This window comes from Nitrospirota bacterium (assembly GCA_020846775.1).
Lineage (GTDB): Bacteria > Nitrospirota > 9FT-COMBO-42-15 > HDB-SIOI813 > HDB-SIOI813 > RBG-16-43-11.
Map to the genome: position 1 here is coordinate 33,686 of JADLDG010000034.1, position 24,855 is coordinate 58,540.

20 protein-coding genes are annotated in these 24,855 nt (G+C 45.5%); 7 read left to right on the plus strand and 13 right to left on the minus strand.

What is annotated here, in order from left to right; all coding sequences use genetic code 11:
• The 4 genes from IT392_05010 to IT392_05025 all read right to left on the minus strand — a co-directional run bounded on the left by IT392_05010 (position 1) and on the right by IT392_05025 (position 6,159).
• Positions 1-1,668, minus strand: coding sequence for a site-specific DNA-methyltransferase (locus IT392_05010; protein MCC6543846.1), 1,668 nt, complete (start codon positions 1,666-1,668; stop codon positions 1-3).
• A gap of 12 nt (positions 1,669-1,680) precedes the next feature.
• Positions 1,681-1,821, minus strand: a complete 141-nt coding sequence (locus IT392_05015) for a hypothetical protein (GenBank protein ID MCC6543847.1) — start codon at positions 1,819-1,821, stop codon at positions 1,681-1,683.
• A gap of 95 nt (positions 1,822-1,916) precedes the next feature.
• Positions 1,917-3,026, minus strand: coding sequence for a hypothetical protein (locus IT392_05020; protein ID MCC6543848.1), 1,110 nt, complete (start codon positions 3,024-3,026; stop codon positions 1,917-1,919).
• 265 nt (positions 3,027-3,291) lie between these two features.
• On the minus strand, positions 3,292-6,159 hold the full coding sequence (locus tag IT392_05025; protein ID MCC6543849.1) for a DEAD/DEAH box helicase family protein: 2,868 nt from the start codon (positions 6,157-6,159) through the stop codon (positions 3,292-3,294).
• Between the two features lie 180 nt (positions 6,160-6,339).
• Between IT392_05025 and IT392_05030 the strand changes: the two genes are divergently transcribed.
• Positions 6,340-7,095, plus strand: coding sequence for a Fic family protein (locus tag IT392_05030; GenBank protein ID MCC6543850.1), 756 nt, complete (start codon positions 6,340-6,342; stop codon positions 7,093-7,095).
• Between the two features lie 830 nt (positions 7,096-7,925).
• Here IT392_05030 and IT392_05035 read toward each other — a convergent pair.
• Positions 7,926-9,362 (minus strand): AsmA family protein, encoded by a 1,437-nt coding sequence (locus IT392_05035; protein ID MCC6543851.1) that lies wholly within the window; start codon positions 9,360-9,362, stop codon positions 7,926-7,928.
• 118 nt (positions 9,363-9,480) lie between these two features.
• Positions 9,481-10,098 (minus strand): hypothetical protein, encoded by a 618-nt coding sequence (locus IT392_05040; protein MCC6543852.1) that lies wholly within the window; start codon positions 10,096-10,098, stop codon positions 9,481-9,483.
• Positions 10,099-10,554: 456 nt separating this feature from the next.
• Here IT392_05040 and IT392_05045 point away from each other — a divergent pair, with 456 nt between their 5' ends.
• From IT392_05045 to IT392_05065, 5 genes are all read left to right on the plus strand, one after another.
• On the plus strand, positions 10,555-10,740 hold the full coding sequence (locus tag IT392_05045; protein MCC6543853.1) for a CsbD family protein: 186 nt from the start codon (positions 10,555-10,557) through the stop codon (positions 10,738-10,740).
• Positions 10,741-10,772: 32 nt separating this feature from the next.
• Positions 10,773-11,534, plus strand: coding sequence for a BON domain-containing protein (locus IT392_05050; protein MCC6543854.1), 762 nt, complete (start codon positions 10,773-10,775; stop codon positions 11,532-11,534).
• 96 nt (positions 11,535-11,630) lie between these two features.
• Complete coding sequence (locus IT392_05055) at positions 11,631-11,783, plus strand: lmo0937 family membrane protein (GenBank protein MCC6543855.1); 153 nt, start codon at positions 11,631-11,633, stop codon at positions 11,781-11,783.
• 144 nt (positions 11,784-11,927) lie between these two features.
• On the plus strand, positions 11,928-12,275 hold the full coding sequence (locus IT392_05060; GenBank protein MCC6543856.1) for a hypothetical protein: 348 nt from the start codon (positions 11,928-11,930) through the stop codon (positions 12,273-12,275).
• A complete protein-coding gene (locus IT392_05065; protein MCC6543857.1) occupies positions 12,272-12,454 on the plus strand; it encodes a DUF3185 domain-containing protein in 183 nt (60 codons plus the stop codon). The genes IT392_05060 and IT392_05065 overlap by 4 nt, the downstream gene beginning before the upstream one ends.
• A 74-nt stretch (positions 12,455-12,528) precedes the next feature.
• Here the strand turns inward: IT392_05065 and IT392_05070 are convergent, their stop codons facing one another.
• The 4 genes from IT392_05070 to IT392_05085 form a co-directional block, all read right to left on the minus strand.
• Complete coding sequence (locus IT392_05070) at positions 12,529-14,034, minus strand: TldD/PmbA family protein (GenBank protein MCC6543858.1); 1,506 nt, start codon at positions 14,032-14,034, stop codon at positions 12,529-12,531.
• A gap of 39 nt (positions 14,035-14,073) precedes the next feature.
• Positions 14,074-15,615 (minus strand): TldD/PmbA family protein, encoded by a 1,542-nt coding sequence (locus IT392_05075; GenBank protein MCC6543859.1) that lies wholly within the window; start codon positions 15,613-15,615, stop codon positions 14,074-14,076.
• 48 nt (positions 15,616-15,663) lie between these two features.
• Positions 15,664-16,590, minus strand: coding sequence for a thioredoxin-disulfide reductase (gene trxB / locus IT392_05080; GenBank protein ID MCC6543860.1), 927 nt, complete (start codon positions 16,588-16,590; stop codon positions 15,664-15,666).
• A gap of 181 nt (positions 16,591-16,771) precedes the next feature.
• Positions 16,772-18,415 carry a GAF domain-containing protein gene (locus IT392_05085; protein MCC6543861.1) on the minus strand — a complete coding sequence of 548 codons (1,644 nt, stop codon included), beginning with the start codon at positions 18,413-18,415 and terminating at the stop codon, positions 16,772-16,774.
• Positions 18,416-18,599: 184 nt separating this feature from the next.
• On the opposite strand from IT392_05085, the gene IT392_05090 reads away from it, so the two are divergent.
• On the plus strand, positions 18,600-21,173 hold the full coding sequence (locus IT392_05090; GenBank protein ID MCC6543862.1) for a response regulator: 2,574 nt from the start codon (positions 18,600-18,602) through the stop codon (positions 21,171-21,173).
• A 40-nt stretch (positions 21,174-21,213) separates the two neighbouring features.
• Here IT392_05090 and nuoB read toward each other — a convergent pair whose 3' ends face one another.
• From nuoB to IT392_05105, 3 genes are read right to left on the minus strand one after another with little or no spacing between them, the layout of a single operon-like run.
• A complete protein-coding gene (gene nuoB / locus IT392_05095) occupies positions 21,214-21,720 on the minus strand; it encodes an NADH-quinone oxidoreductase subunit NuoB (GenBank protein MCC6543863.1) in 507 nt (168 codons plus the stop codon).
• Positions 21,721-21,771: 51 nt separating this feature from the next.
• The gene (locus tag IT392_05100) at positions 21,772-23,349 is read right to left on the minus strand and encodes an NADH-quinone oxidoreductase subunit C (protein ID MCC6543864.1); all 1,578 of its coding nucleotides are present in this window, start codon (positions 23,347-23,349) and stop codon (positions 21,772-21,774) included.
• A 56-nt stretch (positions 23,350-23,405) separates the two neighbouring features.
• The gene (locus tag IT392_05105; GenBank protein MCC6543865.1) at positions 23,406-24,854 is read right to left on the minus strand and encodes a hydrogenase 4 subunit F; all 1,449 of its coding nucleotides are present in this window, start codon (positions 24,852-24,854) and stop codon (positions 23,406-23,408) included.
• Position 24,855: the final 1 nt, after the last annotated feature.

The following is a 24,855-nucleotide window of genomic DNA, read 5'->3' on the forward strand; positions in this document are numbered from 1 at the left end:
TTATTCTTCATTAATCTCTTCTTCAACAAAAAGCTCCCCCTGTGTCTTGTCTTTAACCTTGCGTACAGGTTTCTGCTGTACCTTAACCGGCTCAGGTTGCGGTTCATTTTCATCAACCGGCATATTGACAATATTCAGGCTGTAATCCTCTTTCCCAAATTCACAGCGGCCCAGGAGCATCTTTGGGATTTTCCTTACGGTAATGTTCAGGTGTCTGCTCTCACAAGCCTTTGAGAAGGACTTGCAGCAGATCAGCAGGCTCTGATCAGGCTGCATCTCGTCATGAATCTTATCGAGAAACTCAACAGTGACGAAGTTTGTGGTTGTAAAGATATAATCCTTCTCCGTTGACCTCCCCTGCTTCCAGTAGATCTGCTCATCAGGGGAGTATTTAAAGCTCTCATGCTTTGCCATTGCAGCGGCCAGCATGTCGGCATTATACCGTTCATCAATCACCCAGCTGCCGTGTTTATCCTCTTTAAGCAGACTTGGGGCAAGATAATAATATTTGAAACCACCACCGCCCTGCCAGGTTACGGCCTTGGATATTCCACCCTGATCTGTACCATCAACAACCTTTTTCAAACGCGGCAGGCAATGGGTGTGGCAGTGCTCACCAAGCTCAATGCCTATCCAACTGCGCTTCATCTTATGGGCAACGGCGGCGGAAGTGCCGGAGCCAAGAAAGGAGTCAAGGACAAGATCGCCCTCGTTGGTAGCTAAGGTAAGAATACGCTGGATAAGGCGTTCAGGTTTGGGGGTAGAGAAAACATCCTCGCTATTAAATGTCTTTATCTCACGCTTTGCCTCTTGATTATCACCAACATCAGTTCTGTGCCAAATAGTTTTAGAGACAGTTCCTACTTGTACTTCCGTTAAAAAACGTTTGATTGAGGGCACACTATTACCATCTCGTCCAAACCAAATCCTATTATCTTTGACCATCTCTTCATATTTTTCTTTTGAAATAACCCAACATCTACTTTCTGGAGGATTAACAATGCGACCAGAAGACAGGGTAACAGGATAGTCCGTTGCAGCTGTATATGTTTTTACTGACATATCACTCGATTTCCACAGGCCTCTCGGATCATTGTCAGGGTTTTTATAGCGGGCATTCATCTCCTCTGTTCTCGGCAAGAGATTCGGTCTCCATGTCTCTTTGTTCTTTGCATATACCAGAATATGGTCGTGGCTATCAGACAACCATTTTGCATCATTCTGCGGAGAATATTTCTTTTCCCATATAACATTATTTACAAAATTCTTTCTTCCAAAAACCTCATCACACAACACCTTCAGATAATGACTCTCATCGTCATCAATAGAAATCCAGAGTGTTCCGTCATTGCTCAACAGCCTGTGCAGCATCTCAATCCTCGGCCTTATCAGACTCAGCCATATTGAATGCTCCAGCCCGTCATCATAATGCTCAAAGGCATTGCCGGTATTATAAGGCGGATCAATATAGACACACTTAATCTTCCCTGCAAAATCCTGCTCAAGCGCCTTGAGGGCAAGGAGATTGTCACCCTGAATAAGCATATTATCAGTATTCCTGTCACCGAAGGACTTTTCAGTGTCTTCAATAAGAATCCTCGGCTCCAGCTTCGGCTGGTTCTCCTTGCCTATCCATGTTAGTTCGAGTTTTTGGTTTTTGTTGGACATCATCCTGATTATTTACTCCTCCAACTGTCTTTTCAATTCTTCCTTGCTTGGCAGATACAACTGGCATTTATGTGCGAATGTTTGCTCATTGTTCACCAGCAAGGTTATTTCAACCAGAGCCTTCTTCTTATCTTTGCACAAAATGATACCAATTGTCCTGTTTTCATCTTCTGCCTTGACGTTGTGGAGAGGGTCTTTATATCAAATAATTTACGATTCGTTTGAGGGTTACTTGTTATTGCCATTGGTCAATCCTTTACTATCTCCCAATGCCCGCCTTTGTCAGGGCCGACACGTTTGAGAACTTTTTTTGATTTCAGTTTTGCAAGATTATTTTCCACTGCTGTCGTGCTTATTCTAAGCGTCGCAGCAAGTTCTGGTATTGTTACGAACTTATTCCTATCAATAATTCCTAATACCTTTCTTTCATTTTGACCCAACTTTTGACCCAACTTTTTCACCCAACTTTCCTGGGTAGTCTCGTTGGTTATATCTTCCTCCTCTTTCTTTACTTCACTCCCTGTGGGCCGTTTAAAGACAATCGTATAAAAGCCGCTTTGCCGGATCTTTGGTAGCGGAAGTCCTGCTGCGGCCATTGCCTCTCTCATCCGCCTGATTCCGGTACCTGCCAGTTCAACCTTGTCCATACGGAAAAAGAGGTCTGCAATGCGCTCGTTTCTCCGAACAGAAATTTTTCCGAAGTCTTTCTTCTGATGCCACGGGAATACGCCTGGATTTATAATCTCCACCCTGTCATCAGATACTTCGACCATAAGACTCGTGCCCCGCACACTATAATCACGATGGATTATAGCGTTGGCAATCGCCTCCCGCAAGGCCTCAAATGGTATCTCATAGATGTCTTTACGATTCACGCCTTTTATCTCGCTACGGAGGTTCAAATGTTTCATAAGGAAAAACACGGCTGCATTGAACTGGGTAAGAAGGTCGTCCTGCACATCCTGCCTGTCATAGATGTGTATACGGTCTACCCCTTTGAATGCAATCAATGTCATCTGCGCCTGGACAATCAACCTGCGCGGCTCCTTGGCAAAAAAGAGGACACCGGCATTGGTAATCCCGTTACCCTCTGCAATGTTCAGGCTTGTCAGGATGTCACGAGGCACTATTTTACGTATGCTGATGTCTGCCTCTTTCAGGAAGTTCCGGATCTTTTCCTTTGAGATGTTGTCCCACGTTGCATCTTTATTGATCTTATCCTCAAAAGGCACTGTCTCATTCTCCTGGAACATTAATCTCAATTCATGGTTTGTCATCTTTTGTGTTGTGCCATCAAGCCTTCTGAAATAGCCGGAGCTGCAGCTATTCAGTATTCCTACTTTATTGATATCCGTCATTTAGTCAATATCCTCTTCTATACTATCGCCCATTTTATTAGCCTTTAAGTTCCTCATGTGATGCCCGCAGGGGAAAATATTACTAATAACTTATTTCAGGACAAACGAGTAAAAATGTCTTATCTTTCAAATAGTAATAATTCCCTGTTCTCTGTCTATTCTAATTATTTCTAATAGTTTCTAATAATTTCTAAGCCAAAACCCATGAAGAATTTCTATCCGAACCAATGTTTCTTATGGCCTTATCCATTCTTGCCCGGTTCTATTATAACAATCTCCATCGTATTGTAAACATAACATCACGTGATATTTTCTGTTTCAATCTTGCCTCAATCTCGCTTATCAGGTTTTCCTTTTTGCTATCCACTTCATCCTGCGCCTGATAGAGATTCTGCCGCAGCGTATTTCTCTTCTTCTCCATTTCCTTGATTTCCCTCTGGGCAGCGACCTTTTCCTCAAGTTTGAGAATCTTCCTGGACTCGGTTTTTCTGGTTTTTATTTCTTTGTCAAGTTCTTTCAATTCAATTTCGAGGCTGTTTTTAACATCCTCTGCCCATTTATCGAGCTTTTCTATTTCCGAATCGAAAAAACCGGCATTACGGCCGACATTCCTTTGCAGGATGTCCTCCTGTTGTTTGCCGGCTAACACTTCCAATGTCCTCATTACATCTCCAGAGATCTCGCCTTGAATGGGTTTTATTGTGGCCGGCAGAGAAAAGAATCTCTGACACTGTTCTACATCCAGAGCCATGCCGTCATCTGTCATACCGCAAAATAAAATGTCGTTTTCGATTTCAAACGACTCGATTGTAAGATCACTAACAGACAACCAACCAGTCTTGCCGATTAATGGCTCCAATATGCCGATCTTCCTCTGCGTCCCTGAGTAATCAAATACTAATTCCTGACAATCCAGTGCAGAGGACTTACATCTTTCAATAATACGCTGTGCAAGGGGGTGGCCGAACCTGTAGATGTTAGCGTCTTCAATGTTCTTCCCTATTCTGTATGGTCCGGGATGGATGACCTCGCCAGGAAAGGGATTCTGCCGCAGTGTAAAGGAGTGCCCGTTATCGGCAAAGTCGGCATAGGGTTCAAGATAATATTTTGTGAGTTCCCAGAGCCAGTTTTCGTATTTGGAAATATACTCCCTGCTCTCCTCAAGATTCATCCGGAGTTTTTCATGCACCTCTTCATCGAAGTTCTCAAGGAGGTTCCGGCGCGTGAGCCGCATGGATCCGTCTATTTGGGGTTCAAGCTCCTTCTGAAGGGTATCAAAGGCGGCCTGTATCTCATCCTCTGTCCGGCATTGCTGATAGATCTGTGCAATCCGCTTCTCAAAGTCAACACCGGACTCGATGCTCCCCAGGACCTCATCGCTTGCGCCAAAGACGCCTTCGAAGAGTTTGAATTTTTCAGCGAGAAGCTGGTATACCCTCTGGTCTGCGGCATTCTTCTTATTGAGGAAGTTCACAACCACCACATCGTGCTTTTGTCCGTAACGATGGCATCTCCCTATCCTCTGTTCAATCCGCTGAGGATTCCACGGGAGGTCATAATTTACAACAAGAGAGCAAAATTGCAGATTAATCCCTTCGGCGGCCGCTTCGGTAGCAATCATGATCACCGCTTCATCCCTGAAGTAGTCCACGATAGCAGCCCGCATGTCCGCACTCTTTGAGCCTGTAATCCTGTCCGTGCCCTGGTGCCTTTCTATCCATCGTTTATAAATCTCCTGAGATTTTGGATCACTGTTTGATCCGTTGAACAGGACAATGCTCCCCTTGTAATCCGTATCTTCAAGAATGCTTGCAAGATATTTCTGAGTTCTGGTTGATTCAGTGAATATAATGGCCTTTTTACTGCCACCACGTTTCTCAGCTTCGGCAAAACCGGCTTTCAACGCAGTGATAAGAACCTCTCCCTTGGAGTTCCTCCGGATAGACCTGGCCAGTTCGTAGAATTCTTTCAACGACCGGCTTTCCTCCCGAATGGACTTTATTTCTTCTGGAGTATAGATCTTTAATTCTTCACCGCTTTCATCCTCTTCTGTCCATTCATCCTTCAACTCCTCATATTCTTCAAAGTTCTCAGAAATAGCGGACTCTAAAATCAGAGGTTCACATTCTTCAATAACTGCATCAAGCTTGTGTGCCAGGGCTTCGAGTGTCCCTGAAATGGCATAGGTAGAAGAGGCAAGGAGCTTACGCAAGATCAGCGTCATCAACTGTCTCTGACTTGCCGGTAATGCGTAAAGGTTAGGTCTTTGAAGGTATTCAGATACCATGTCATAGAGCATCTGTTCACTTTCCGTTGGATGGAACTCCTGTGTAATTGGAATCCTGTTGGTATATTTCACATACTCCAATACCTGTCTTCTGAGTGTCCGCTTGCAGACAGGGTAAAGACGCGCCTTCAGGTCATCAAAGTTGTCATCATTCGTCAGCCTGGCAAACTGACTTTTAAAGCTCTTCAGATCGCCAAAGGTATAGTCATCAATAATACTCACGAGACCGTAGAGTTCCAGCAGGGAATTTTGAAGCGGGGTTGCAGTTAAAAGAAGCTTTGGAGAATGGGCAACGGCAGTTTTAATGGCACTGGCAATCTTATTGGTATTCTTATAAACATTTCGCAAGTGATGGGCCTCATCAATAACCACCAGGTCCCAATTGACCAGCTTGATATAGGCATCCTTTGACCTGGCAAAGTGGTAAGAACAGATAATGACTTCATTCTGATGAAATGGATTCAGATTGCCTTTCCTGATTTCTTCGTTGAAGGATTTCGTTTCAAGGATACAGGAAGGGAGGAAAAACTTATCTGCCAGTTCCTGATTCCATTGTTTCCTGAGGCTGGAGGGGACTATAATAAGTATCCTTCTATTCCGTTCAGCCCATTTCTGAGAAAGGACGATACCGGCCTCTATGGTCTTGCCAAGGCCAACCTCATCTGCCAGAATTGCTCCTTTGGATAAGGGTGAACGAAAGGCAAATAAGGCGGCTTCTACCTGATGGGGATTTAGATCAACCTGTGCATCAGACAAAGAGGCGGCAAGCTTCTGCAGGCTGTCAGAAGAATATTGCCTTGTCAGTTCATACGCAAAGTATTTGGCGTGGTAAGATGTTATAGGCATTTATTCCAGGTCTGTTTTTGCCCATCATCTTACCATTGATGGACGAAAAAGTCATGAGACAGGCAGGAAATAGAAAACAAATAAAATCAAAATTGACTTGATATGATCTTAGTGGATTGATAATATGAAGTGGTCAATGTCAGCATCATAGGCAAATGGGGACAAAATGGCAGGCGTTAGATGAGTGAGACATATAAAGAGATATTGGGGAAAGTTGATGCCATTAAGTCTGCCCTTGACTGCTATCGTCCCTTTCCTGAACATGTCGTTCAACAACTAAGGAATTATTACCGCATTGGTCTGACCTATACATCCAATGCCATAGAAGGGAACACCCTGACAGAGTCAGAGACCAGGGTTGTCATTGAGGATGGACTAACCATAGGCGGGAAGTCCATAAGAGAACATTCTGAGGCTATTGGACATGCAAGGGCCTATGACCATATTTATTCCCTCCTGAACAAGGCGTTGTCTGAGAAAGATGTCCTGTATCTTCACAGGCTTTTTTTTCAGCAGATAGAACCGGGTGACGCCGGAAAGTACCGGCAGAGGAATGTCATAATTACAGGGAATGATTTCCTGCCTCCTGATTATCGTGAGATTTCCGGGTTAATGAAAAGGCATGTTGAAAATCTGAACAGAGTCCAGACAGATCAACACCCGCTTGAATGGGCTGGCGACCTGCACTCTGAGTTTGAATCCATTCATCCCTTCATTGATGGCAATGGAAGGGTCGGAAGACTTTTATTGAGTATATTAACTATGAAGAATGGATACTGCCCTGTGATTATTCCTCCAATAAGAAGGGCAGCGTATATAGCGGCGTTGCAAAAGGCAAATAAAGGAGACCTGTCTATGATAAGGACTTTCATTCTTAGTGTTGTCCATGAAGAGATGAAGTCATTAAATAGACTCGTTACAAGTCTCGTTCAGTGAGGAAGGGGCAATACGCTCAATATGTCTTGTACAGCCTGTCAACTTGACAATGGGGAGTACCTTACTCACAATAAGACAGCAATAATAAGAACAAAAGAGGGTAGAAGATGAAAAAAAATGAAACTTTCAAACATGAAGACTTTGTGGATAGTCGGCTTTGTAGAGGCTTTATCCTTAGGCTACTCCTGCGCTTGCTTCTGCAGCCAACGCTTCTGCAACGTCGGTATATTTTTGCTGTGAGTTAGAATTACAATCTCGTCGCCTATGCGGAGTGTTGTTTCTTCATGCGCATGTGAAAACTTGCCATCACGGTAATAGCAGATGACCTCGAATTGCTCATCGCGAATGCTCGTCTCGACTCGCTTGAATCCGAGGGAGCGGCCGACCAGGCTGGCAATGACGTTGGCCTGGTAGCTATCGGTCAAGCAGAACAGGAAGTCGGTGGCCTGCCAGCCGAGGCTCTATGACGGCGTGTTTCGGCAGGCAGGTCCGCAGAAGCATCGAGAAGATAAGTACCAGTGCCCGAAATACTTGCAGACCACACGAAACCGGACAGCGTACCTGAGTTCTGTTGCCTGATTAACCATAAATGGATGCCGTCTCCTCACGCTGCAGGGCATCTTTCAATCGAATGACATCTTCCTTGTTGACATCCCTATTCCGCTCAAGTGCGACACTCATTCCGGTAAGGTTGACCACCACTTCATATTATCAATCCACCTAAATCATATCAAGTCAATATTAATTTCTTTGTCCTCTATTCTGCATCACCGGAAGTTCTCTTTTTGACGCCTGTAACGTAGTATGTTACGGTTTCATGGGGATACTGGTTAGGGTGGTCCGACCCCATCGAAGCCCTGCAACGTCCCCTGGTAAATGACATCGCATTTGCCCCCTTTGAGCATCTCGTAAGATTTGGATGCGAGCGAGATGGCCGGACCTATGAGCGAAAGGAAGATATTCGGCTTGTCTATCTGTGGTTTATTGAAACTACCGTGTATCCTCTGGCTGTAAGTGGCGCACCCGTTGTCGTTGAGCACGGCAACCGTTACGTCCTCGAACCTGTCGTGGACGAAATCGAGCTTTCCATTAAGTGCGACACGGTTTTTTCTTGTGATAAAGGCCACGTCTTCGGCTTCAGCTATGCCGTTCCTGACTTTCCAGTCTGAGACAAGTTTTAATATCGTGCTCGTTCCCCCCAGGGACTCCATGTAGGCTCTCCCGAAATCGTAGCCCTTTGTAATCACCGTACCCATTGGGCCCACGACAAAGAATGCTCCCAGGTCTACCAGATTGAAGTTCTGGCTCTTTTCGTACTTATTCAGCATACGGTCTATGTCAAGGCTTGCGAGAGAGAGGTTATTTCCCCGGATCGAGACATCTCCATGGGCACTCCTCGTGAGCTCATTTGAGGTGTTTCCCTTCATTGCGAGGTGCAATTTCATATCCATTTCGCCATGTATCGTTTGTTTCTGATTAAACGTCCCAAGAACCTCTTCGAAACGGAATTTTGTGAGCGCAAGGTCAATCGAGTATTCCCGGCTTTCGCCTGACATCATACCTTTGATGCTCCCTTTGCAGTCACCGCCAAAGATCCTCATAGTAAAGGGGGATGCCTCTAACTTCCCTTTGCGGACATTCATGTCAGCTCGAATATCAGAGATCCTCAACTCTTGTTCTTTCATTTCTTCGCATGACAAATGTCCATCGAAGGATAGGGCGCCAAAAGATTCTCCCCAGCCTGAAGAGAGGTCCTGGATCGAAAGGTCGCAGTTTTTCGCCTCGGTTTTTCCCCCCGATTTTACGTCTAAGTACGTGGCATGCCCCCTCACGATAAGGATTTTCTCCATTTCAAAGGGACCCATGGGGGCAGGCTTCTTCTCTGTTGTTTCAAAATTAAAGCGCCCGTCTCTGTCTCTGGTGATGAACAAGCTGGGGGTAACGAACCTGAGCTGTCGTATGAGTACTTTCCGCCTGATAAGAGGCAGCAGTCTTAATTTAATATGCGCCTCTTTTGCCGAGGCAACAACTGTCCCATTGTTCTGTATAATAATATCTTCAAGAGATATTCCTACACCCGGGAATAACGAGAGCTTCATTTTGCCGTTCACAAGGACATTCATCCCCGTGGCAGTGGAAGCCGCCGCCTCTATGCGGGGTTTGTAAGAGTTCATGTCGAAGGTAAGCAGGAAGGCGACCGCAGCCAGGACAACAGCCGCTCCACTGACGCCAAGGATAAAAAGTATTTTTTTCGTCTTCGATTTCACCTGTCTTTGTCCTATCAACGATATCAGCGTTACCCCTTTGACCTCGCTCCCCTCTCACTGCATCCACAAATTCCTGTTGCCGATTTATTCCGCTTCCCTGTGCGATCATATATAATGCCTACCTCAGTAATTTCTGGTCAGCCATCGCCTTCACCATGACACCGATATAGGATTTAATTTGATTCTGATCAGAGCCAAGGATCTCCGTTTCAGATGAGGCGGACCAGATCAGCTTGTCTTTACCTGCGTCATAAAGGTTGATTTCCATGACAGCGTATTCGTCCTCCGCCATATAACCTGGTGAGTACACAGCCTGCGAGCCATACCCGTAATAGTCGCGCCAATTGCTGTAATAGGACTGCGGATAAGATGAGATCCCCGGAATATAGGTGTGCACTGTCTTTTTGCTCGCCAGCCTCGCAATGAGCACTGCATCGGCTCCCTGTTCCTTCATCTTCGCAGCGATGGCCGAATTATCACCCTGCTTTTCATCAGGCATAACAGTATAACTCGCAACGGCATCCGTCCCCCTGGCCATGAGCTGCCGGACAAACTCGTCCTCAAAAATTCTTTTATTTACCGGCTTCTTGGCTACCCCTATGATCATGATCTTATGGGGCTTCCCCTTATACAACGGGTCCTTCCATGCCGAGGTAAGCTTTGTAGTGGCACATGCCGCGATGAGCATTGTTATGAGTATCCCAAAACCAATTGAGACTTGCAAAGTCCGCTTCATTGTTCGTTTCGCTCCTTCATGCATATAGATAATTTATCTTTCCAACCAAGCAGGACTTAGGACTATCGAGGATTATCGAAAATTAGTACTCATTTTACTCTCCGGTATCCACCTCGTCAAGGATAGTTTTTTAATTGTGCCCATCAACACATAACTCTTCATAAAGCTTAAAAATGAGGGCTTTCAGGTTAATAAAGAAACCGTATCCTCTGTATTTTCGTTTAAATAATTACCACAACATACTTGCAGTTCCATTATCATCGTGCTATTGTAGAAATAATACTTCGATAAGACGCTCAAAAACCATCCAATCCTGGATGCGTCAATCATCAATGTTATCACAACAATTTTCACAGATTCAAAAGTGTTCAAGGAGGGGACACGTATGAACACACACAGAGAGCAGATAATTGAACAAAATAAACCACATGGAGGAATAGGGAACTTAATTACATAATGAACAAACTGACATTCAAGGGTACATGGAATGAAGTGCAGGGCAAGCTCAAGAAGAAGTATGGCCAGCTTACGGACGATGATCTTGTTTACGCGGAAGGGAAGCATGACGAGTTGCTTGGCCGGCTGCAAAAAAAGCTGGGCAAGGCGGAGGATGAAGTCCGCCAGATTATCGCCGATCTGTAAGCTGTAATAATTAACTAAAAGGAGACGAAGCAATGAAAATTAAAATAAAATATTATGCAGTACTATTAGTGGTTGTGGTTGCGATGCTGGCGGCAAACGTGCCTGTGCACGCGTCCACGATGGATGACCGCATCGAATCATCTGCCAGGAAGTCGTATGTATTCAAGACCTACCTTAAGGGTGATGATATTAAAATCAAATCTGATGATGGCGTCGTCATCTTGACAGGGACTGTCTCCGAAGAATCCCACAAGTCATTGGCTTTTGAGACTGTGTCGAATCTGCCAGGGGTCAAAAGCGTGGATAACAGGTTGGTAGTCAAAGGTGAATACCCCGCTGAGAAGTCGGATGCGTGGATCACTATGAAATTGAAAACCACGCTATTGTTCCATAGGAGCGTAAGCGCCATGACGGAGGTTGAGACCAAAGACGGTATTGTGACACTGAAAGGTGAGGCCGATAATCAGGCACAAAAGGACCTGACGACCGAATACGCCAGGGATATTGATGGGGTTAAAGATGTCAATAATGTAATGACTGTGTCAAAGGCATCTAAAAAGACTAGCGATATCGTAATTGATAAGATTGATGATGCATCCATCACCGCTCAGGCGAAGATGTCTCTGCTGTTCCATCGCTCGACCAGCGCCGTCAACACCAAGGTTGAGACGAAGAATGGCGTGGTTACGTTATATGGGAAGGCCAGTAACGCTGCCGAAAAGAACCTGGTCACCAAACTGGTAAACGACATAACAGGTGTTAAGAGCGTAAACAACCGGATGACAATCGAGTAGTAAGAGCCTATGAACACGTATACTTCTGGACAGTTGCCGGCTGGTGCAGGTTTGCCGGCCGGCAGCTAACCGGCAGTGATCTGAAAGGAGGATCATATGTTGTGGACGATAGCTGTTATACTTATCATTTTGTGGATACTGGGTCTGGTAAGCAGTTACACCATGGGAGGGTTTATTCACCTCCTGCTGGTAATTGCCATAATCGTGGTGCTGTTTAACATCATTCAGGGGCGCAAACCTTTTGGATAATTTTAAGCACATCTCCTTAGTTTTTTTATCCTTTAATTAAAACATGTCAACGCAACCGATAAACCTGTTAACAGAAAAATCTCATCCTGCTGCCTTAACCTCAGAAAACCAAATTCATAGTACGTTTACCGGAGGAACTATATCATGAAACATCGAAAAAAAGCATTCAACGTTTTCATTGTTATGCTTATTTCAAGTGGCTTGATCGCTCTAAGCAGTTGTGCCTTTGCACAGGGCAGCATCACGAGCGAGGTGATCATCACGGCAAAAGATGTAAATACGGGTGTGTTGACAGGAACAGATACGACTGATACTTTGGGTAACTATTCATATGACAATATCCCGGAACTGGATGTGATTGAGATCTCTGAATGGAACCCTAATCGTACAGTAATGATGGCTGTGGTCGAAAAAGGGTGGTTGCATAACAAGTCCGGTGTGCTGACACCGCTCGGCGACACCCGGTTCGGCGCTACAGGAGGCACAAAGTGAAAATAAATACACTGCTTGCAATCATCCTCATCGCTATAGGGATCGTGGCCTTTGCATATCAGGGCATCACCTACACGACCAGAGGGCAGGTCGTAGATATCGGTCCCCTTCACATGACGGCTGAGAGGACGAGAACTATCCCGCTGCCGCCGATAGCTGACACAAAGCATGCAGAATGAGCAGCGTCTCTCCCGATAAGAGATCGGATATATCCCGATCTCCTACGAGATATATTAAAGATGAAATGGAAGGTCTATCCTCCTATGGAAAAGAGGGTGATATCCTGGACAGCTATTTCCGGTGAATAGATAACCTCCGGGGAGCCCCAGAGGAGAACTGGTTTTATGTCTTTGGTAGTCCCGATAACCTGATTTAAGAGGCTGCGGATATTATCGGCGATCCTGATGCTGTTTGGTTTTAACGGCTCTGTTATCTTTCCGCCTTCTATAAGGTATGAATCACCAATCACTGTGCATGTGAAATCACCGGCAAGGAGGCCGTTTATCGGATAGGTGTACCAGATACGTCCTATATAGATGCCGTCTCCAATCATGCGTACAAGTTCGTCTGATGGAACTGCACCTGATGTCTCTACTATGACATTTGTGGGAACGATAGATGGTTTGCCCCTGAAAGATCTCAGCATGGATTCCCCTGTCCGGAAGCCATTGCGGGGTAAAAGAGCATTTGCGATGTCTGCCGGGTCAGCGCCTATCTTATCTCTGGCGGAACTGTCATGTAAGACCTTATTCCTGTAATAGTTGTTTGATAAATAGCCTGTAAGCAGACCATCTTTTATTAATTCAGTCCTGCCGGTAGATAGTCCCTCGCACGTAAATCTCCGGCTCATGGGATAGCCGCTGAGTGACCCGTCATCATAAATGGAGATCCTGCTGTCTGCCACGGCTGTCCCATATCTTCCGCTGAATGCAGAACTTGCGGCATCTACAACAGCGAGGTTAAGAGATGGCAATACGATGTTGCCAAGGAGGTCTGCAACAGGCTGTGGGCCCAGTATCAGCTTGTATTTTCCTGACGGCACCCGGCGGCCATTCCTTGACTTTATGGCGCTCATGGCAGCCCTGATACCTGCATTCTCAGGGACAAACTCACCGAGATTCATCCCAACCTCATATCCGCTTCCCTTTGCATTATCAGCCTCTATCATCGTAGTAATATATGCAGAGGCACTGGCGGCTTCATCACAGGCTATTATACCTGTTGTTGATGCTATCGCCATCTTCTCCTGTACAATGCTTACATCCCCCCCAATGATCACTGAATCCATAATATTATGTTCCCGGAATGTCTTGACCGCCCCTTCGAGTGCCTTCCACCCAAGAAACACAAGCCCCTCATCTCCGAGGATCATCAGTTCAGGGTCTTCATAATCAGGGTCCATTACCGGAGAACCTGATGGGGTTGGAAGGAAATGGAAATCAGGGTCATCTACTGCTGACATCCTTGCCTTCTCCACTGCCTCTTTTACACCTTCAATAGAGATATCAGCGGTCTGACTTCCGAAGCCTATTTTTTTTCTGTCTCCATCCTTGAAAACGACCTGGACGCCTATGCCATATGATAATGTGGACTTGGGCTCTTCTATTCCGTTACATGGGATAGAGGATGTAAAGTTTATGCGGGTTAGCAGATGGGAGATAGTGCTTACAAAGACCTCGGCCTCGGCTACATCAGGAAGGCTCTGTATGTATGTAAGGCCGTTTGATGCTGTTTCTTTTAATTTAGCTACTGGTAACATTATAGACCCACAATTAAAACACCCATCATATACTGGCCATCAACTTCCACCGACTATCCTTGCCCTGCCCCTCAATGTAGGCCCGCCGTTTCCGAGCCTTTTTGTCTGCATCGGCTGGCCCTTGCCGCAATTTGCTATGGGGTATATTTTAAAGTCATTGCCGACTGCATCAATACTCATAAGGTAACTCATACTGTCAGCGCTGATCCCGCCTCCCCGGAATAATTCTGTAATCTCACCACGATGTATCCTGTATGTCTTTATAGCAGACATTGAAAAATTCTCTCTCGACTCAGAGATTGATGGAGTGTGCATACCCCACAGATAGTAGCCGTCACTAATATCACCTATAATCTTTTTAGGGTCAGTTTTACCATTTGCAAATACAGTCGTAGACATGCGGATTAAGGGCACCAGTGATGCATCTGTTGCCATATAAGAACCATTGGGGCTCATACCGAGTAAAGATGCCGTCTGCCTGCTGTTCATAAAGCCCCTGAGCACCCCGTTTTCCATATGAATAACCTTTCTGCCCTTTGTCCCTTCATCATCGTATACATAGTGACCATAACCAGGCAGTGCCGGGTCTGAATATGTTGTTATCAGTGGAGATGCCACCTGTTTTCCTATGTAGTTTTCATTTAGACCTCTATAAAACCAACTCCTTCCTGCATAGGCAGTCTCATATTTCAATACCCTGTCTGCCTCCATCGGATGACCTATTATCTCGTGAGAAAGGAGTGTATTAAAATAAGGGTCAGTGACCACTATCACCTCTTTTTCTGTAGTCTTGAGCACCTTTGCATCAGACAGGGCGGCAGCATCCCCTGCAACACGCATAGAGAAATCAAGAAGGTTCATCTCCATTGCGTTTTCACCGCCGCTGACTGCCTCCCATCCCCTCTGATCTCCTATATATTCATAAAGTTCCTGCTGTCCCTCTTTGCCTGAGGCTACGACATAGACATTGCCCTGACTATATGCATAATACTGATCTATAAGGGCACCTTCGGTGTTTATAAATAATGTTCCAAGATTTTGTGTATATGCAGTGACATCATTAAACTTTATGGCAGATATCCCCCTGACGCTTTTTGATGCATCTTCAACAAATAAAAGAATATCCTGAGGAGAAACTGATTTGGGAGATATCTTAAAGACCGCAGGTATTGTATCTCTGTGAATTTCTATATTCGCGAGTTCTGTGCTGTAGAGTATGTTGTCAAGGCCTGCAATTGAGTCGGCAACCCTGCTTTTATGCTTACTGTTTGCTGCTGCCCGTGCATGGGCGTGGTTTAAACCTTCTTTTATAAGGTCATTAATTCGGTGCAAATCTCTAATACTGAAGATACTTCCATAGTAACCCGGGGCCTTTTTTCCCCTCCCCGCTATTACCCGTATGCCAAAGGAACCCCCTTCATCCCTGCCAGCGGACTTGGGCTTTCCATCTTCAGCAGAGGCCCAGCGGGTATCGTTCAGCTCGATGCGGATATCAGCATATTGGCAGTCAGACAGGCTGCGGGCGTATGAAGTAAAGAACTCGCTGATTTGATGTTTCAGATTACCAATGTTATCTATCAATTCACAGTCCTCTTTGCTTCACTCGAATATCAATTTCTGTTATCCGTTTTATCCTTCCAGATAACGTTCAGCATCAATAGCTGCCATGCACCCCATGCCTGCGGCAGTTATCGCCTGCCTGTAATATGGGTCTGCCACATCTCCTGCGGCAAAGACTCCCGGTATGTTTGTATATGTCCGTTCTTTAAGCACTATGTAACCCTGGTCATCAAGATCAATCGTGCCTGCGAAAAGCTTTGTATTGGGCGTATGACCTATTGCTATGAATACACCATCACAGTGGATATCAGTCACTGCACCACTCTTGACATTTTTAAGCCTTATCCCTCTGACATGCCCGACATCCACACCAAGGATTTCTTCAACAACTGAGTCCCAGATAAATGACAGCTTCTCATTTTTTGATGCCTTCTCCTGCAATATCCTTGATGCCCTCAATTGGTCCCGTCTGTGGACCAAACTCACTTTATTGGCAAATTTAGTCAGGAAAACTGCCTCTTCAACCGCAGTATCTCCGCCACCGACTACCACTACATCTTTCCCTTTAAAGAAAAATCCGTCACATGTAGCACACCCTGAAACACCGCTCCCGCGCAGCTTGCTCTCGGACTCTAAACCGAGCCACCTTGCTGCAGCCCCTGTGGCTATAATGATGGTTTTAGCCCTGTAGGAGGCATCACCTATATTAACAGTAAACGGAGGATTTGAGAAATCTACTGACGTTACATCTCCTGAGACGAACTCAGTCTCAAAACGTTCAGCCTGTTTTTTCATATCCATGACGAGCTCTGGGCCCATTATACCATCAGGAAAACCAGGATAGTTATCCACGTCAGTAGTAATGGTCAGCTGACCTCCCGTCTGCGGACCTTCTATCACAATCGGCTTTAAGTCCGCCCTTGCAGCATAAATAGCCGCAGTAAGACCAGCAGGGCCGGACCCTATAATTATTACATTTCGAATGTCGTTACTCATACTCCTCCTTTTCCATACTTGCTCAAATATTACGGTACGGGCCTCTTCCCTGAGTATCCATCTGCTGCAGACGTCGCTCGCCCTGAATAAAAAACAGCTCAGGACTTATTTATAATAGATTGTTGCTGATACTGTCAAGCTTGCAACTTAACAAACTTTAATATACAGAAGGATTTTCCCATCAACTTTTACCCGTTCCTTCAGGGAGTGTAAATGTAAAGGCGCTTCCCTTTCCGTATACGCTTTCTGCTGACAACCCTCCACCAAGGTGTTGTGCAATCTTATATGATATATAAAGCCCAAGCCCTGTACCTTCTATTACAGGCATGTTTTCATATCGTATTTTGCTGAATGACTTAAAAAGGCTTCCCATGTCCTCAGGTTTAATTCCGATGCCTGTATCCCGGAAACTTAAACTGATGTTTCCATTTGCTTCTGCTACATCAATCTCTATTCCACCATGGTCTGTAAATTTTATTGCATTGCTCAGGAGATTATTCAGAACCTGCCTTACCCTTTTCTCATCAGTTCTGATTATGAGTTTCTCTGGCGCCTTAATATTCAGGCTAAGCCCTTTTTGTTCTAATTCATTGTTGAATGACATGATAACTTCATTTAAAAGACGGGAGATATCAATGTCCACTGGATTTAGTTCCACTCTGTCAGATTCAATCTTGCTGATATCTATCACGTCATTTATCAAATCGAGGAGGTGATTCGCACTCTTCTTGACAATGGAGAGTTGTTTTCTTTGCTCCGTTGTGATATCACCTGTCAGGCCCTGGAGTATAATTCCTGTGAAACCTATTATGGAGTTGAGCGGAGTCCTTAACTCATGGCTCATGCTGGCGATAAAAATGCTTTTCAGGCGGTCAAGTTCCTTAAGTCTTATGTTTGCCCTTTCCAAATCTGCCGTACGCTCTGCAACCTTCTCTTCCAGCTTTTCAGAATGATTTAAAATGTTTGTGTATAGTCTTGCATTTTCTATAGACAGAGATATCTGTGAAGTAATTGTCTCAAGCAGATGAATGCTTCTCTCAGTTGGCTTCCTGTCAGTCCTTGTGAATACGCACAAAACCCCGAGGCAAATATCATCTCTTATTACAGGAAAAGCTGCATGAAAGCGGATATCATCTGCCAAAGCGGCTTCAAGTGTTGAAAAAGAATGGACCTCATCCCTGTTCCGGAGTATCAATGGCCTTTTGTCACGGGCAGCTGAACCGCAGAGGCAGTCACCAACCTTGATGCGGTGTGACGTCAGGTCTTTGATCATGTCTTCAGAGGCATTCCTCTGAGCACCAAGGCTTAATGAACCGTCAGGTTCGAGAAGGCAAAAGGTTCCACCCTCAAGACCGGCAATGGCAAGGGCTTCGTCTAAAACCCTCTGCAGTATATCGTATACGTCCATGGTACTCGAACATGTTGCAATAACCCTGTTGATAGTACGGAGCTCCTGCTCACTTTCACGTAAACTTACTTCTGTCTTCTTTCTCTCTGTTATATCCTGGTAAAATATGGTAATACCATCCGGTGATGAGTAAATTCGGTTTTCAAACCATCGGTCCCAGGGGGGGTAGTATTCTTCGATCCGAATGTTTATCTGTTTTTCCATCGCATTATGGTATGCCTTGTAGAATGGCTGGTCTATGCCTTCAGGAAATTCAGTCCATATATGCTTTCCAATGAGGTCTTCAGGTTTTCTTCCAAGCATCTCAGCCCCGAGCTTGTTTACATAGATGTAATTCCAGTTTTTATCAAGGGCGACAATGCCATCGCTCATGCGCTCTAAGATATCATACAGCTGTTGTTTGCTAAGGTCTTTCATCTGAAAATCCCTGTATGCTTGAATTGTTATTCATTATTGCCTGTGTTATTATAGCAAATTAATAGCTGCTAATACCATGCAAAGCTGCAAAAACCCGATTGGCATTAGATTACTTTGATATGGGTGCAGCAGTAGTTATTTCCATCCTGTAATTCAAAGGTTTATCGCAGCAGGAGGTTTAACAATGATCAAAATCCTCATCGTTGACGACAACCAGCCGGATCTCTATATGCTTGAAACTCTTCTTAAGGGATACGGATATGAGATAGAAACCGCTTCTAATGGTGTTGAGGCCCTTGCTAAGGCCAGGCTCAGCCCTCCTGCATTAGTCATCTCCGATATCCTGATGCATGAAATGGATGGATTCGCGCTTTGCAGACAATGGAAGCAGGATCCAACCCTGAACAGGATACCCTTCGTTTTTTACACGGCGACATATACTGACTCGCGGGATGAAGAGTTTGCATTTTCCCTTGGAGCAGAGAAGTTCATCGTAAAGCCAGCTGACCCTAAGGCGTTTGCAGACATAATAAGGGATGTCATTTTGCAATATAAGCAAGGCAAGCTTGTCAGCACTGTAAGGATTGCAAGGGCTGAGAAGGATTTAAACAGGATGTACAATGAGACACTTGTCAGGAAGCTCGAAGATAAGATGGGACAGATTGAAGCGGCAAACCAACTCCTGAAAGAAGAGGTTGCTAAGAGAACCAGAACAGAAAAAGAAATCAACCTCCTTTATGGGATGACAAAGGAAATTGTTACCAGTAAAGATTTCCGCTCTGCTTTAGAAGTAGTTTTAAGAGAGGTGTGCAATGTAATTGGCTGGGATTACGGAGAGGCATGGCTGCCATCTGAAGATGGGACAACACTTGTATACTGCGACTCATGTCATTGCAATCTCACTGCCTCCATGGAATTTGAGACATTAAGCAAAAAACATGTTTTTGAGAAAGGCGCCGGCTTGCCAGGGAGTATATGGTCAAAAGGGGAAATTGAGTGGATAACGGATGTGACAAGTGAGTCGCAGAAACTGTTCATCAGGAAGGATATCGCAAGGGAAACTGGCATTAAAACAGCATTAGGCATTCCAATTATAAGCGGAGATGACTGTCTTGCAGTATTAGTTTTCTTTTCTGCTGCGATTAAGAAAAGGGAAGACCGTACAATAGAACTTGTCACTACAGTCGCTTCACAGCTTAGTTTGATAATTAGTCAAAAAAAGGCAGAAGAGGAAATACGCAGGCGGAATTCTGAACTTTCCCTTCTGACGCAGGTAATCGAACAGACCATTGAGAGTGTAATCATTACTGACACTGATGGTGTTATAGTATATGTCAATCCCACCTTCGAAAGGATTACAGGTTACAGAAGGAGTGAAGTTATTGGCAGGACGCCCGGTATAATCAAGAGTGGAGAGCATGATGACAGTTTTTTCAGGGATATGTGGGCAACTATCAAGTCAGGAAAGATATGGCGAGGGCAAATAGTCAATTTGCGAAAAGATGGAACACGTTATGTTGATGAATCTACAATTATTCCTGTTAGGGATGATAAAGGGACGATTGTAAACTTTGCCGGCATACAACAAGATGTCACACTTGCATTCCAAATTGAAGAGCAATACCGGCAGATGCAGAAGATGGAGGCTATAGGGCATCTGACCGCAGGCATTGCCCATGATTTCAATAATATAATGACTGCTCTTAATGGTTATGCCGAGTTGCTTCAGATGCGATTTCCTCAGGACGACCCCCGTCAGGAGCTGTTGAACAATATTATATATTCCGGTGATCAGGCAACGAACCTGATTCAGCAGCTGCTTGCATTCAGCCGCAGGCAGGTCATTGAGCCGAGAGTACTTAACTTAAACAACCTCATAAACAATATGAGCAAGATGCTGAAACGCCTTGTGGGGGAACAAGTCCAGCTCAAGACTATTCTGTCTCAGGATTTGTGGAATATCGAGTCGGATCCAACACAGATTGAACAGGTTATAATCAATCTTGCAATTAATGCCCGTGATGCAATGCCCGATGGCGGACAACTGACCATTGATACGTCCAACATTGTTTTGGATGATGATTATGTATCTACTCATATTGAAACAAGTAAGGGAGATTATGTAATGCTTGCGATTTATGATACTGGCCAGGGCATGGCAAAGAACGTCGTCTCTCACATCTTTGAACCTTTTTTTACTACAAAGGAAATCGGCAAGGGCACCGGGCTCGGGCTTTCCACAGTCTATGGAATTGTTAAGCAAAACAACGGCAGTATCTGGGTCTACAGTGAGGAAGGATATGGTACTACTTTCAAGATATTTCTTCCCCGTGCAAAAGGTCCTCTATGTGAGATATCAGCAGCATCTGCTGCAGGGGAATTTCCGGGGGGAGATGAAACAATCCTTGTTGCTGAAGATGATGATAGGGTCAGAGAGATGGTGTCGCAGATTTTACTGGCCTATGGATATAAAGTTCTTGCAGCAAAGGATGGACATGAAGCAATGCAGTTGTCTAACATGCATTTCGGAGACATTCATCTTCTGTTGACCGATGTTATTATGCCCGGAGTGACAGGAAAGATATTGTCTGAACAGATAGTAAGGACCAGGCCAGGAATTAAATCCCTGTTCATGTCAGGTTATACTGCTGACATGATAGGACTCCAGATGCTCAGGGCAGCAAACCTGCCGCTAATACAAAAACCTTTCAATGCAGGTGAATTGTTACGTAAGATCAGGGATATACTGGACAAATAACTATGAAAGACATCCTGCAGGCAGACCGTCCGAATCGGGATTAACGGATAACTCGCAGGATGCCCCTGAGAAGATCTGCTGGTTTTGGAGGACAGCCCTTGATATAGGCGTCTACCCTGAGGACCTTTCCTATGCCTCCGAGGGATGCATAGCCTTCACCAAAGATTCCGCCGTCATATCCGCAATCTCCCACAGCAACGACGAACTTCGGCGGAGGCATTGCATTGTATGTCCTCTTTAAGGCAATCTCCATGTTTCGGGTAGCAGGGCCTGTGACCAAAAGCATATCGGCAAATCTTGGTGAGGCTGTAAAATGGATGCCGAACCGCTCACAATTGTAGACGGGGTTATTCATGGCCTGGAGCTCCAGTTCGCAGGCATTACATGAGCCGGCATCTACTGCCCGGATGGTGAGGCTCCTATGGAAACACCGCCTTATGGCCTCTTCCAGTTCTTGCCCTACTACTTGTATCTCTTCTTCCACTCCTGTCGGCAGAGGTTCTGTGACGATGCCTGTTCTGAATATCTGATGCAGGATTTTTAGCATAACTTTTAGTACCCATCCTCATCCTTGACCTCTCCCTGAGGGAGAGGGAATTTAGAGATCGTTTCCGGAATATGATTGATTGAAGCTCTTGTTACACACCGGAAAATCAGGGACGATATTACCGTGGATCGCAAGTTCCAGTGCAAGCCAGTTTACACTTGAGGGGTCTCTTACCATGCAGCGGTTTATCTCCCCTTTTGGGCCAGACTGGAGCCAGTAGACGATCTCTCCCCGCCATCCCTCGACAACTGCAAACCCTGAACACTCCTTCGAAGGCGGATCAAAACGACCGTTGGTTATACCTTCCGGGATGCCTTCTAATATTTCACCAATAATACGAAAGGATTCTCTAATCTCTTCAATCCTTACCCATACCCGGGCATGAATATCACCTGATCTCAAGACCGTCATCCTGGGAATAATGCGGTCATATGGAGGAAAAGGTGTCTGGATGCGGCAGTCCAATCCTATCCCGCTGGCACGCGCAGCAAAGCCAACTACACCAAGCTCTCTTGCATCATCAGTCAACAGAATCCCTGCATCCCTTACCCTGTCTTCGAGTGAAGAATTTTCATCATAGATTATAACCAGTCTTTCGAGTTCTTTCCTTATGCAGTCTATCTCTCTCAGGATTTCTTCTTTCCCTTCTGCAGTTATGTCAACAGCCGCCCCGCCCGGAAGGATTTTATCCATCATTAATCTGTGACCGAAGAGCTTATCATTTGTTTTCAATACAGTCTCTCTGAGTATGGAAAACTGATAAAGCAGGAACGAAAACGCCACATCATTACAGATGGCTCCGATATCACCCAAGTGGTTTGCAATCCTCTCCATCTCCAGCAACAGCGCCCGAATCCATAGGGCTCGCTCCTGCGGGACAAACCCGGACATGGCCTCGAGGGCCATGCAGTAAGCAAGTGTATGAGCCACTGTAGTATCTCCGGATACACGGCCTGCCAGTCTGGCTCCATCCAGCCAGGTGAGGGACTCAAATCTCTTTTCTATCCCCTTGTGTACATAGCCAAGCCTCTCTTCCAGGTGGAGGATGTCCTCTCCTACTGCCTGAAAGCGGAAATGACCTGGTTCGATGATACCGGCATGAACAGGACCGACAGCTATTTCATAAACCCCTTCACCTTCTGCCCTGATCCACTGATATTCCCCCTTCACCCGCTGCATCGGCACAGAAGGATCAAACCCTTTCCTCAAAGGATATGCATCCTCCGGCCAGTCCTCGTGTTTTATCCATGGCCTCGTGTCAGGGTGGCCGGCAGGGATAACCCCCATGAGGCTTCTCATCTGGCGTTCAAAGCGGGAGGCAGCTGCAAATATCCCGGTAAGGCTTGGGAATGTTGGATCATCAATAGGAATGCGGCAACTGACTATGATGTATTCAGAGTCGAGTGCATAACATGTGTAGATTCCGAACCCTCTGATGGGACCCATCCCTGTTTCGTCTGTTGCCCATTCTGCAACAAGCCTTGCGCCGGACTTTTTCATTTCCTTTGCCGCTTCTAAAAACCTTTCCCTTGGAATATGAAAAGATGGGACAGTGGCCGGATAGTGACAAACATCCTTTAAGGCATCTGGACCAAGCACTCCTGTTATAATTTTTTCTAAACTTTCCATATTATCCTTCGTCCGGAAACAGCGCCTGCCTGTCTTTGCTACATTGCAATCATTGCTTATTTTAACAACTCCACGGCCGTATGAAACCATTGAGACAGAAAATTCGGCATATATAATCCTATTACAAGTACAAGCGCCAGGTGCAGCACAACCGGGATGTGGGCGGCCTTAAGAATATGCTGTTTTGGCGGCTGATGGCCGGAAACCATTGGCTGGATACGCCGGAATATAGCAGCGAAGGCAACACCCAGACCCAGAAGAAGAAAAGGCATCAGGTATGGCGCATCTTTCATCGTTGCTGTCAGGATCAGAAACTCGCTCGTGAATACACCGAAAGGCGGCATTCCAACAATAGCCATAACGCCCAGGAGAAGCCCCCATCCCACAAGAGGGTTTCCACGAACCAGCCCCTTTATTTTGCTCATCTCCTGAGTATCATGCATCTGTGCCGCATGCCCCACTGTAAAAAAGATAGAAGACTTGGTAAGGCTGTGGACCAGCATATGAAGCAAGGCCCCGAAGGTTGCAACTGGCCCCCCAAGGCCGAAGGCAAACGTTGCGATACCCATATGTTCGATAGAAGAGTATGCGAACATCCTCTTGATGTCCTTCTGGCGAAGGAGCGAAAAAGCGGAAACTATAATTGAAAGGATGCCGAAACCCATCATTATATTACCTGCCAGGTTTGTACCGAGAGATCCATCCACTAATACCTTGCACCTTACCAGCGCATAGAGTGCAATGTTTAACAGGAGGCCCGAGAGTACTGCCGAGATCGGTGTAGGACCTTCGCTGTGGGCATCGGGAAGCCAGTTGTGAAGCGGCACAAGCCCTACCTTTGTCCCGTATCCCACCATAAGAAACACGAATGCCAATTGCAGGACTGTAGGTTCAAGCTGCCCGCTCACAAAGCTCAGGTTAGTCCAAAGCAATGCCTCTCCTCCCTCACCAAGGACCCTCTCAGCCGCAAAATAAAGCAGTACCGTTCCGAAAAGTGCAAGTGCAATCCCCACACCGCAGAGGATAAAATATTTCCATGCCGCCTCTATTGCTGTGGGCGTCCTGTATAGAGATACGAGAAGTACCGTGGAAAGGGTTGCAAGTTCCATTGCAATCCAGAGGACACCAAGATTGTTGGTTAAAAGACAGAGCAGCATCGCGAAAATGAAGAGCTGGAACATCGCATGATAGAAGCGCATACCCCAGTGGCCGACACGGCCATGCGCCCTCTCTGTTCTCATATATCTCCTGCTGAAGATAGCGGTAGTCATGGAAACGAATGTCGTCAGCACAACAAGATAAACATTAAATTCATCAATGAAGAAAAACTTCCTCCCGGCCATAAACGATCCGTCAATATAGACCTGTCTGGCGAGGGCAATGCTGACTGCAAAAGTTGCTAATGAACAGACAATGTTTATCTCAGGGGCATACTTCCTGTCCCCCACAAAGGCCAGGATAGCGGCAGCTATTAAAGATACACCTAATAAAAGTAAAATAGTCATA

What these genes read in the sequence shown, in the direction of transcription:
- IT392_05020 (MCC6543848.1), bottom strand. Translation starts at nt 3,026, where the DNA reads ATGACGGATATCAATAAAGTAGGAATACTGAATAGCTGCAGCTCCGGC.
- IT392_05100 (MCC6543864.1), bottom strand. Translation starts at nt 23,349, where the DNA reads ATGGAAAGTTTAGAAAAAATTATAACAGGAGTGCTTGGTCCAGATGCC.
- IT392_05040 (MCC6543852.1), bottom strand. Translation starts at nt 10,098, where the DNA reads ATGAAGCGGACTTTGCAAGTCTCAATTGGTTTTGGGATACTCATAACA.
- IT392_05010 (MCC6543846.1), bottom strand. Translation starts at nt 1,668, where the DNA reads ATGTCCAACAAAAACCAAAAACTCGAACTAACATGGATAGGCAAGGAG.
- IT392_05085 (MCC6543861.1), bottom strand. Translation starts at nt 18,415, where the DNA reads ATGAAAGACCTTAGCAAACAACAGCTGTATGATATCTTAGAGCGCATG.
- IT392_05030 (MCC6543850.1), top strand. Translation starts at nt 6,340, where the DNA reads ATGAGTGAGACATATAAAGAGATATTGGGGAAAGTTGATGCCATTAAG.
- nuoB (MCC6543863.1), bottom strand. Translation starts at nt 21,720, where the DNA reads ATGCTAAAAATCCTGCATCAGATATTCAGAACAGGCATCGTCACAGAA.
- trxB (MCC6543860.1), bottom strand. Translation starts at nt 16,590, where the DNA reads ATGAGTAACGACATTCGAAATGTAATAATTATAGGGTCCGGCCCTGCT.
- IT392_05070 (MCC6543858.1), bottom strand. Translation starts at nt 14,034, where the DNA reads ATGTTACCAGTAGCTAAATTAAAAGAAACAGCATCAAACGGCCTTACA.
- IT392_05105 (MCC6543865.1), bottom strand. Translation starts at nt 24,854, where the DNA reads ATGACTATTTTACTTTTATTAGGTGTATCTTTAATAGCTGCCGCTATC.
- IT392_05090 (MCC6543862.1), top strand. Translation starts at nt 18,600, where the DNA reads ATGATCAAAATCCTCATCGTTGACGACAACCAGCCGGATCTCTATATG.
- IT392_05060 (MCC6543856.1), top strand. Translation starts at nt 11,928, where the DNA reads ATGAAACATCGAAAAAAAGCATTCAACGTTTTCATTGTTATGCTTATT.
- IT392_05055 (MCC6543855.1), top strand. Translation starts at nt 11,631, where the DNA reads ATGTTGTGGACGATAGCTGTTATACTTATCATTTTGTGGATACTGGGT.
- IT392_05050 (MCC6543854.1), top strand. Translation starts at nt 10,773, where the DNA reads ATGAAAATTAAAATAAAATATTATGCAGTACTATTAGTGGTTGTGGTT.
- IT392_05025 (MCC6543849.1), bottom strand. Translation starts at nt 6,159, where the DNA reads ATGCCTATAACATCTTACCACGCCAAATACTTTGCGTATGAACTGACA.
- IT392_05045 (MCC6543853.1), top strand. Translation starts at nt 10,555, where the DNA reads ATGAACAAACTGACATTCAAGGGTACATGGAATGAAGTGCAGGGCAAG.